This is a genomic window from Sphingomonas sp., from assembly GCF_031361285.1.
Classification (GTDB): Bacteria; Pseudomonadota; Alphaproteobacteria; order Sphingomonadales; family Sphingomonadaceae; genus Sphingomicrobium.
The window spans coordinates 1-7,974 of record NZ_JANMCO010000147.1 but is presented as its reverse complement, the minus strand read 5'-3'; the positions used below and the strand labels follow the sequence as shown (position 1 = coordinate 7,974).

The following is a 7,974-nucleotide window of genomic DNA, read 5'->3' as shown; positions in this document are numbered from 1 at the left end:
GTGCGAGTAAGCGGCGATGTGTACCGTCTCCATGTTGGAGAAAGCAGTCAGCATCATCTTGATCTCGACCGGCTTGAACACGCGGCCGTATTTGTCGTGGTAGCAATCCTGCACCTCGATGTCGGCCTGGGTGAAGAAGCGAAAGATCTGGGTCAGCAAATTGCGCTCGTGGTCGGTGATCTTCTGCGCCCAGTCGCGGCAATCCTCGCCCAGCGGCACCTCCTCGGGCATCCAGTGGATCTGCTGCTGGCGTTTCCAGAACTCGAACGCCCACGGATATTCGAACGGTTTGTACTGGGCGCGGGATTCGAGAAGGGGCATTTTAGGTCTCCAAAATCTTGGATTTTGTCATGATCTCCCTCTCCCCATGAGGCCCCACGAAAGTAGTACTTTCGTGGGAACCCAGCTGTGGGAGAGGGCAGGGGGTGAGGGGCTTTTGCCCGGTCAAGGAAGTGCCCCTCATCCGGCTCTTCGAGCCACCTTCTCCCACAAGGGGAGAAGGGAGGGCCGCGGCAATCGCGGCGAAAACGCCGTCGAGGTTCTGCGTCACTTCGTTGTTCCAGAAGCGCAACACCCGGTAGCCTTGCGATTTGAGGAACGACGTGCGGGCATGGTCGGCGGCGATTGCCTCGGCGTGCTGCGATCCATCAACCTCGATGATCAGCTTTGCTCGGTGGGAGGCGAAATCGGCGAAATAGGGGCCGATCGGTACCTGCCGCCGCCACTTTTCGTTCGCCATGCCCTCACGGAGCGCACGCCACAGGAGCGCTTCAGCCGGTGTAGAATTGCGCCGCAACAGTCGCGCCCGCTCGACTGCATCAGGTTTGAGTAAATGGCGCTTCATCAATTGAGCCGCCGGGCGCGGATGTTGATGAGGCGGTCCTTGTAGATGATGCGCGACTTGCGGGCGCCGACGCCGAACACGACGATGCCGAGGAAATAGCCGAAATCGTACCAACCGCCGTTGTTGGGCACCGCGTAAACCGCGACCTTGTTCATGACCAAGGACGCCACCCAGGCGACCGGGAAAATGAAGCCGTGCCACAGGCCGAGGAGGAAGCCGGGGGCTTGCGGGTCGACGGTGCTCGGCGCTTGCTGGGCGGCGCAGGCGCTGAGCAGCGCGAGGATCGGGGTCAAGGTGGCCAGTCGTTTCATCATCGTGCGGGCTCCATCGCGCCGAGGGGCGCGGCCATGGTGTAAGCGATGGCGAAGCCGGCCAGCATCAGGCCGAACGCGGTGACCATCATGCCGCCGATCAACATCGCCACGCCTGTGGGGTGGTTGGCGCGATGATGGCGCAGCGCCGCGATGAGCAGGACGAGGCCGCCGATCAACGCGACCGCGCCAATCACGACGAACAGGATGTTGGCGCCGGTCATCGGGCGGCCTCCAGCTCGGCCGCCGAGGGGTGATATTCGAGCTGGCCGGTGCCGTGGATCAACAGGATGACGCCGACCACCAGCAGCAGCACTGCGGTCTGGCTGCCGTGTTGCGGATCGGCGCGGCCGCGCTGGCGATAGAGCAGGATCGCGCCGACGATCAGCAGGACCGCCACCGCGAGCTCGATCATCGTGCCTATTGGCACGCCAAACACTCGTCATAGTCGGTGGTCGGGAGCTCATATTTGGCCGGTTCCGACGTGTTATCGGCCTCGACCCCGCCGGCGAATCCGGCCCGCTGGACCGACTTCGAGCGGAGGTAATAGAGCGACTTGATGCCCAGCTCCCAGGCGCGGAAGTGGAGCATCATCAAATCCCATTTGTCGACGTCGGCGGGGATGAACAGGTTGAGGCTCTGCGCCTGGTCGATGAACGGCGTGCGGTCGGCGGCGAGCTCGATCAGCCAGCGCTGGTCGATTTCGAAGCTGGTCTTGAACACGTCCTTTTCCTCGGGGGTGAGGAAATCGAGGTGGGCGACGCTGCCGCCCTGCTCGAGGATCGAATTCCACACCGTCGCCGAATCCTTGACCTTTTCGACCAGCAGCGCCTCCAAATGCGGGTTCTTGATCGAGAAGCTGCCCGACAGCGTCTTGTGGGTATAGACGTTGGCCGGGATCGGCTCGATGCACGCCGACGTGCCGCCGCAGATGATGCTGATCGATGCGGTCGGCGCGATCGCCATCTTGCACGAAAAGCGCTCCATGACGCCCATGTCGGCGGCGTCGGGGCACGGCCCGCGCTCATTGGCGAGCATCATCGACGCTTCGTCGACCTGGGCCCGGATGTGCTTGAAGATCTTGAAGTTCCAGCTTTTGGCCATCGCCCCCTCGAACGGGATGCGGCGGGCCTGGAGGAAGCTGTGGAAACCCATGACGCCAAGGCCGACCGAGCGTTCACGCTCGGCGCTATATTTGGCCCGGGCCATCTCGTCGGGCGCGCGATCGATGTAATCGGTCAGGACATTGTCGAGGAAGCGCATGACGTCCTCGATAAACAATTTGTCGCCGTTCCATTGGTCCCAGGTTTCGAGGTTCAGCGACGACAGGCAGCACACCGCGGTGCGATCGGCGCCGAGATGATCCTTGCCGGTCGGCAGCGTGATTTCCGAGCACAGGTTGGAGGTCGACACCTTGAGGCCGAGATCGCGGTGATGCTTGGGCATCGTCCGGTTCACCTGGTCGATGAAGATGATGTACGGCTCGCCGGTTGCGAGGCGGGTTTCGACCAGCTTCTGGAACAGCGAGCGCGCATCGACCGTGGCGCGTTCCGACCCGTCGCGTGGGCTACGCAGGATGAACTCGGCACCTTCGCGCACGGCGGCCATGAACTCGTCGGTGATCAGCACACCGTGGTGGAGGTTCAGGGCCTTGCGGTTGAAGTCGCCCGACGGCTTGCGGATCTCGAGGAACTCTTCGATCTCGGGGTGCGAGACGTCGAGGTAGACGGCGGCCGACCCACGCCGCAGCGAACCTTGCGAAATCGCCAGCGTCAGGCTGTCCATGACGCGGACGAACGGGATGATGCCGCTGGTCTTGCCGTTCAGGCCGACCGGCTCACCAATGCCGCGCACCGCGCCCCAATAAGTGCCGATGCCGCCGCCCTTTGACGCCAGCCAGACATTCTCGTTCCAGGTGTTGACGATGCCGTCGAGGCTGTCGGAGACGCTGTTCAAATAGCAGCTGATCGGCAGCCCGCGGCCGGTGCCGCCGTTGCTGAGCACCGGGGTCGCCGGCATGAACCACAGCTTGGAAATATAGTCGTAGACGCGCTGGGCGTGGGCGGCATCGTCGGCATAAGCCGAAGCGACGCGAGCGAACAAATCCTGGTTGGTTTCGCCGGGCAGCAAATAGCGATCCTTGAGCGTGTCCTTGCCGAATTCGGTCAGCAGTGCATCGCGCGATTCGTCGGTGACAACGTCGTGGGCGCGCAGGTCGACAGTCTTGCTCGAGCGCTCCTTCTTGGCGGGCGTTGCGGCCGCGGTGACATCGTCGCCGTTGACTTCGCTGTGGGTTGAAAAATCCATCGCTGTTCCTCGTCCGCTGCCCGGCCTGTCCAATGTTGTGGCGGCCGCTTGTTCACCCATTGTTCGACTCGCTGTCATCCCTGACACACTAGCCTTTTTTAGCGCGCAGCGGGGTCTTTTCTGCCTTTCGTCCCCGATTTCCACAGGGGACGCAGATACCCGTCACCGGACTATGGGTATTCCGGCAGCAGATACTAGGTGTTGGGCGAAACCCCCTCCGCGCTACCACCCATTGTGCCTGAACTGGCGAAAGACGCAAGCGTGTAATTGCAAATTAACGCTTTTTTTCTGGCGTTTGGCCGGCTTGCAACAGGGTCCCGATCGGGCGCAGTTAATTTCAACGACTTGGCGTCGATTAAACTTTGAGTTACTAAGGGTTTCTGGCCTGTCCGTGGCCACCAAAGGGGGAATGAGATGAAAACTTATTTATTGGCCGCCACGGCTATGGCTGCCGCCATGATCGCGACGCCCGCCTTGGCACGCGACCAAACCGCCTATTTCGGACTCGAAATCGGACCGATGTGGGCACAGGACTCGCACATCCGCTTCCCGAATTTCACCGGCGACGGAACGGCTAATTTCGACGTCGATCATAAGCTTGGTGTCGATGGCGACCTGATCGCTGGTTATGATTTCGGGATCATCCGCGCCGAGCTTGAAGGCTCCCACAAATGGGCCAAGCACAACACGTATAGTGACGGCATCGATTCGATCGATGCGAGCGGCCATTCCCGCGCTTATTCGATGATGGGCAATTTGTTGCTCGACCTAGGCAAGAACGACACCATCAATTTCTATGCCGGCGGCGGTGTCGGCATCGCCTGGATCCATCAGACTTTCTCCGAGAGTTCTTCGCCGAGTGCGTTTACGATCCGTGACAGCGGCCTTGCCTGGCAGGGGATCGCGGGCATCCGGGCGCCGGTGTTCGCCCACTTCGACATCGGCCTCAAGTACCGTTACTTTGATGCCGGGAAGATCTCTGACACCGTTGGTAGCCAGACCATTACCAGCCGGTTTCGGTCGCATAGCTTGCTGGCGAGCCTGATCTACAACTTCGGCGGCCCGGAAGCCCCGCCACCACCGCCACCGCCGCCACCACCACCGCCACCACCACCGCCACCACCGGCGACGCAGACTTGCGCCGACGGCTCGGTCATCCTGGCGACTGATGCGTGTCCGTTGCCGCCGCCGCCACCGCCACCGCCGCCGCCCGAGCCCGAGCGCGGCTGAGCGAGAGCGAAGCTTAATAAGAGCCGCCCCGCTGAAACGCGGGGCGGCTTTTTTCATGCCGACATGACGAACTAATCAGGCGCGATGACCGTCAGCGCACCCTTGCGGATGCGATAGTCGAGCGGCGGCCGGACCTTGAGCACTTCGCCGTCCAGCGACACGGTGAGGTGGCCGCGATCGCTGCCGACCTGGAGCCGATCAACGTCGTCGAGCCGTACCAGATCATCGTCCCGCGCGCGCCCGGCGAGCGCGCGCAAGGTCGCCATGATGAACCCGGTGCGAGTCTTCTTGCGCAGGACCAGCACGCACAATTTGCCGTCGCTGAGCGATTGGCGCTGGCCAGCCGCCGGTAGCTCGAGCTGATAATCATTATTGCCGACGAACAGCAACGGCGTGTCGACCCGCGCCTGTTGGGCGTTGATGGTCAGGCTAAGGCGCTGGTGACCGAAGCGCATCAACGTCCGCACGGCGGCCACCGCCAACGCCAGGCGCTTGCTGCGGCCAAGCCGCTTTTGCTGGGTATCGCGATCGACGACCATCAGCGGATAAAGGCCGACGGCGCTGTTGTTGATGAAGGTGCGTCCGTTCATCTCGGCGAGGTCGACGCGCCGTTCGGTGTCGGTCGAGATCAGTGCCGCCGCCTCGTCGAGATCGGAGGGAATGCCAAGGTCGCGGGCGAAATGGTTAAGGGTGCCGAGCGGCAGGATGCCGAGCCGAGTTTGGCTGTCGGCGACGACCCCGGCGGCGGTGCTGATCGTCCCGTCGCCACCACCGACGATCAGCAATGGATCGCCGCGTCTGACGATCACCTGGCAGCGCGCTTCGATCTTGCCACCGTCGATCAGTTCAACCTTGGCGGCGACGCCGGCGCCGTCGAGCGCGGCCTGGACCTTGGCCGCAATCTCGTCATCGGCGGCAGCCGCGCCACCGCCTCGATTGATCAATACGGTGACACGGAATGCGGTCAGCTGGCGGGGCCAATGCGGAACGCGGCCAGCTTGTTGCCGTCGAGGTCGCGGAAATAGGCGCCGTAAAAGGCCTGATCGCCTTCGTCACCGCGCAGACCAGGGGGGCCCTCGTCGCTGCCGCCCAACTCCATCGCCTTGGCGTGCAGCGCGTCGACCTTGGCGCGGCTGTCGACGACGATCGACGCCATATTGCCGTTGCCGGCGGTCGCCGGATTGCCGTCATAGGGCTTGGCGACGGCGAGGGCGGGCTGGCCCATGCTGGTGCCGTACATGGTGAAATTGTCGCCGAACTCCATCACTCGGCCGGCGCCGATCACCGGCATCAATTGGTCGTAGAAACCGCGAGCGCGCGGCAGGTCATTGCTGCCCAAAACCACATATCCGATCATCCCTTTGCCTTTCCTGTTGCAGGTTTTGCCGACGCGGCCGGGCATTCGCCGACGCGCTTGCCGGACATGGTCCGGGTCATTGCGTAGTCGCCCGACCCCGCGAAATAGGTCGCGGTCTTGAGTTTGGCTTCGAAACTGTCGGCTTTGAAGTCGCCGTCCGCAAGCTGCATCACTTGGCCATTGGGCCGGCTGCAGGTCAGCTGCACGCTCAAGCGACCGCCGCGCACATAGCTGCTCGACACGGCGCATTTGTCACCCGCGTCCGCAAATGCTTCCGCGGCGATGCTGCCATCCGCGGCAACGCAGGCCCGCCGCGTAGTCGGCGGATCCCCCGCTTTCGCCTTGGTCACCGGCGTTGTCTTGTCGGTCGAATGGACATCGTCGATCTTGGCGGTGATTGCATATTCGCCGGGCTTCAACGCCGCCGCTGCCTCGGATTCTTGTGGCTGGGGCGCCGTTGCGTCCGAACAGCCAGCCAGCACCGCCGCAGCGGCCAATCCTACTATGATCGTTCGCATCGCTTCCCCCTTAACTGGTCTTGGCGTCACATTCGCCGGTGCGCTTGCCATCGACCCGCATCTTCATCGTCATCGACCCCATTGCTCCCGCGGGAGCGGAGGCGCCACGATCCATCTCGGTGGTCATCGTCATGTGATATTCGTCCGGCTTATAGTCGCCCGCCATTGTCATCAGCTGAGTGTGGCCGCCAATCGTGCAGCGCATCTTAGCGTCGATTACGCCGTCGCCCATCTTGAAATGGTCGTAGCGGCAATTCTTGTTGCCAGCGAAAAAGTCGGTCTTGGGCTTCCTGACATCGCCTTCCTTCATGCACTGTTCGGTACCCGGCTTCTTGGCCATCATCGCCTTCATATTGTCGGCAACCTCAGGCGGCATTCCGGGCGCGCTCAATTCGACGATCGACGCTTTGTTCAACCATTTGCCGGGGCGAAGAAATTCAACGACGGCGCCCGCCTTGTCGACCTTCTCGGCGACTTCGGCGACTGTTGCGTTCTTGGCTTCGATCGTCGGGCTCGAATTGCAGGCGGCGAGCGGCACGACGGTCATCAAAACAATGGTGGCGTGTTTCAGCATCGATGAGCTCCCCCGGTTCCGGCGCCACGTTGCGCCGCTCCCGCCCCTCCACCATATGCGCTTGCGATGGCGATTCAAATCCGCACTTCGCTGGCCGAACCCGAGAGCGCCGAGGCGTTCGTCCCGCACCGCCCGGCGCGGCCCGACAAGGCCGAGGGCGGCAAACCGTTCGTGCTCAGTTCCGAATATCAGCCGGCGGGCGACCAGCCGACGGCGATTCGGGAACTGACCGAAGCCGCGCTGACGGGCGAGCAAAACCAGGTGCTGCTGGGGGTCACCGGGTCGGGCAAGACCTTCACCATGGCCAAAATGATCGAGACGCTGCAGCGCCCGGCGCTGGTGATCGCGCCCAACAAGATCCTGGCTGCCCAACTGTACGGTGAATTGAAGAGCTTCTTCCCCGACAATGCGGTCGAATATTTCGTCAGTTATTACGATTATTACCAGCCCGAGGCCTACGTCCCGCGCTCCGACACCTACATCGAGAAAGAGTCGAGCGTGAACGAGGCGATCGACCGCATGCGCCACTCGGCGACCCGGTCGCTGCTCGAGCGCGACGACGTAATCATCGTCGCTTCGGTCTCCTGCCTCTACGGCATCGGCTCGGTCGAGACCTATTCGGCGATGATCTTTTCGCTCAAGAAAGGCGAGGCGGTCGACCAGCGCGAGATCATCCGCAAACTGGTTGCGCTGCAGTACAAGCGCAACGATGCTGCATTCGCGCGCGGCAATTTTCGAGTCCGCGGCGACAGCCTGGAGATCTTCCCGTCGCACTATGAGGACACCGCCTGGCGGATCGCTTTCTTCGGCGACGAGATCGAGGACATCGTCGA

At 62.6% G+C, this 7,974-nt stretch carries 12 protein-coding genes; 2 read left to right on the top strand and 10 right to left on the bottom strand.

The window, feature by feature from the left end:
- The 6 genes from RMO25_RS12035 to RMO25_RS12010 all read right to left on the bottom strand — a co-directional run.
- Positions 1–321, bottom strand: a 321-nt coding sequence (locus RMO25_RS12035) for a ribonucleotide-diphosphate reductase subunit beta (RefSeq protein WP_309662842.1), incomplete at its 3' end; no start/stop codon positions are given.
- A 1-nt stretch (position 322) separates the two neighbouring features.
- Positions 323–844: an endonuclease domain-containing protein gene (locus RMO25_RS12030; RefSeq protein ID WP_309662841.1), complete on the bottom strand. Its 522-nt coding sequence runs from the start codon at positions 842–844 to the stop codon at positions 323–325.
- Positions 844–1,158, bottom strand: a complete 315-nt coding sequence (locus RMO25_RS12025) for a hypothetical protein (protein ID WP_309662840.1) — start codon at positions 1,156–1,158, stop codon at positions 844–846. Before RMO25_RS12025 ends, RMO25_RS12030 begins: the two co-directional genes overlap by 1 nt.
- Complete coding sequence (locus tag RMO25_RS12020) at positions 1,155–1,379, bottom strand: hypothetical protein (RefSeq protein ID WP_309662839.1); 225 nt, start codon at positions 1,377–1,379, stop codon at positions 1,155–1,157. Before RMO25_RS12020 ends, RMO25_RS12025 begins: the two co-directional genes overlap by 4 nt.
- Positions 1,376–1,570 carry a hypothetical protein gene (locus RMO25_RS12015; RefSeq protein ID WP_309662838.1) on the bottom strand — a complete coding sequence of 65 codons (195 nt, stop codon included), beginning with the start codon at positions 1,568–1,570 and terminating at the stop codon, positions 1,376–1,378. Before RMO25_RS12015 ends, RMO25_RS12020 begins: the two co-directional genes overlap by 4 nt.
- A 5-nt stretch (positions 1,571–1,575) precedes the next feature.
- Positions 1,576–3,462, bottom strand: a complete 1,887-nt coding sequence (locus RMO25_RS12010) for a ribonucleoside-diphosphate reductase subunit alpha (protein WP_309662837.1) — start codon at positions 3,460–3,462, stop codon at positions 1,576–1,578.
- Between the two features lie 414 nt (positions 3,463–3,876).
- On the opposite strand from RMO25_RS12010, the gene RMO25_RS12005 reads away from it, so the two are divergent.
- Positions 3,877–4,692 carry an outer membrane beta-barrel protein gene (locus RMO25_RS12005; RefSeq protein WP_309662836.1) on the top strand — a complete coding sequence of 272 codons (816 nt, stop codon included), beginning with the start codon at positions 3,877–3,879 and terminating at the stop codon, positions 4,690–4,692.
- A 71-nt stretch (positions 4,693–4,763) separates the two neighbouring features.
- Here RMO25_RS12005 and RMO25_RS12000 read toward each other — a convergent pair whose 3' ends face one another.
- The 4 genes from RMO25_RS12000 to RMO25_RS11985 are packed head-to-tail and all read right to left on the bottom strand — an operon-like array spanning position 4,764 to position 7,141.
- Positions 4,764–5,636, bottom strand: a complete 873-nt coding sequence (locus RMO25_RS12000; RefSeq protein ID WP_309662835.1) for a diacylglycerol kinase family protein — start codon at positions 5,634–5,636, stop codon at positions 4,764–4,766.
- A 20-nt stretch (positions 5,637–5,656) separates the two neighbouring features.
- On the bottom strand, positions 5,657–6,049 hold the full coding sequence (locus RMO25_RS11995; RefSeq protein WP_309662834.1) for a VOC family protein: 393 nt from the start codon (positions 6,047–6,049) through the stop codon (positions 5,657–5,659).
- Positions 6,046–6,567 carry a DUF3617 family protein gene (locus RMO25_RS11990; RefSeq protein WP_309662833.1) on the bottom strand — a complete coding sequence of 174 codons (522 nt, stop codon included), beginning with the start codon at positions 6,565–6,567 and terminating at the stop codon, positions 6,046–6,048. The genes RMO25_RS11995 and RMO25_RS11990 overlap by 4 nt, the downstream gene beginning before the upstream one ends.
- 10 nt (positions 6,568–6,577) lie before the next feature.
- On the bottom strand, positions 6,578–7,141 hold the full coding sequence (locus tag RMO25_RS11985; RefSeq protein ID WP_309662832.1) for a DUF3617 domain-containing protein: 564 nt from the start codon (positions 7,139–7,141) through the stop codon (positions 6,578–6,580).
- A gap of 66 nt (positions 7,142–7,207) precedes the next feature.
- On the opposite strand from RMO25_RS11985, the gene RMO25_RS11980 reads away from it, so the two are divergent.
- The coding region (locus RMO25_RS11980; RefSeq protein ID WP_309662831.1) for a DEAD/DEAH box helicase family protein at positions 7,208–7,974 on the top strand (767 nt) is incomplete at its 3' end.

Excerpts from the sequence above, each read along its gene's own strand:
- RMO25_RS11995 (WP_309662834.1), bottom strand. The coding sequence starts at position 6,049 with ATGATCGGATATGTGGTTTTGGGCAGCAATGACCTGCCGCGCGCTCGC.
- RMO25_RS12020 (WP_309662839.1), bottom strand. The coding sequence starts at position 1,379 with ATGACCGGCGCCAACATCCTGTTCGTCGTGATTGGCGCGGTCGCGTTG.
- RMO25_RS12005 (WP_309662836.1), top strand. The coding sequence starts at position 3,877 with ATGAAAACTTATTTATTGGCCGCCACGGCTATGGCTGCCGCCATGATC.
- RMO25_RS12010 (WP_309662837.1), bottom strand. The coding sequence starts at position 3,462 with ATGGATTTTTCAACCCACAGCGAAGTCAACGGCGACGATGTCACCGCG.
- RMO25_RS12025 (WP_309662840.1), bottom strand. The coding sequence starts at position 1,158 with ATGATGAAACGACTGGCCACCTTGACCCCGATCCTCGCGCTGCTCAGC.
- RMO25_RS11985 (WP_309662832.1), bottom strand. The coding sequence starts at position 7,141 with ATGCTGAAACACGCCACCATTGTTTTGATGACCGTCGTGCCGCTCGCC.
- RMO25_RS11990 (WP_309662833.1), bottom strand. The coding sequence starts at position 6,567 with ATGCGAACGATCATAGTAGGATTGGCCGCTGCGGCGGTGCTGGCTGGC.
- RMO25_RS12015 (WP_309662838.1), bottom strand. The coding sequence starts at position 1,570 with ATGATCGAGCTCGCGGTGGCGGTCCTGCTGATCGTCGGCGCGATCCTG.
- RMO25_RS12030 (WP_309662841.1), bottom strand. The coding sequence starts at position 844 with ATGAAGCGCCATTTACTCAAACCTGATGCAGTCGAGCGGGCGCGACTG.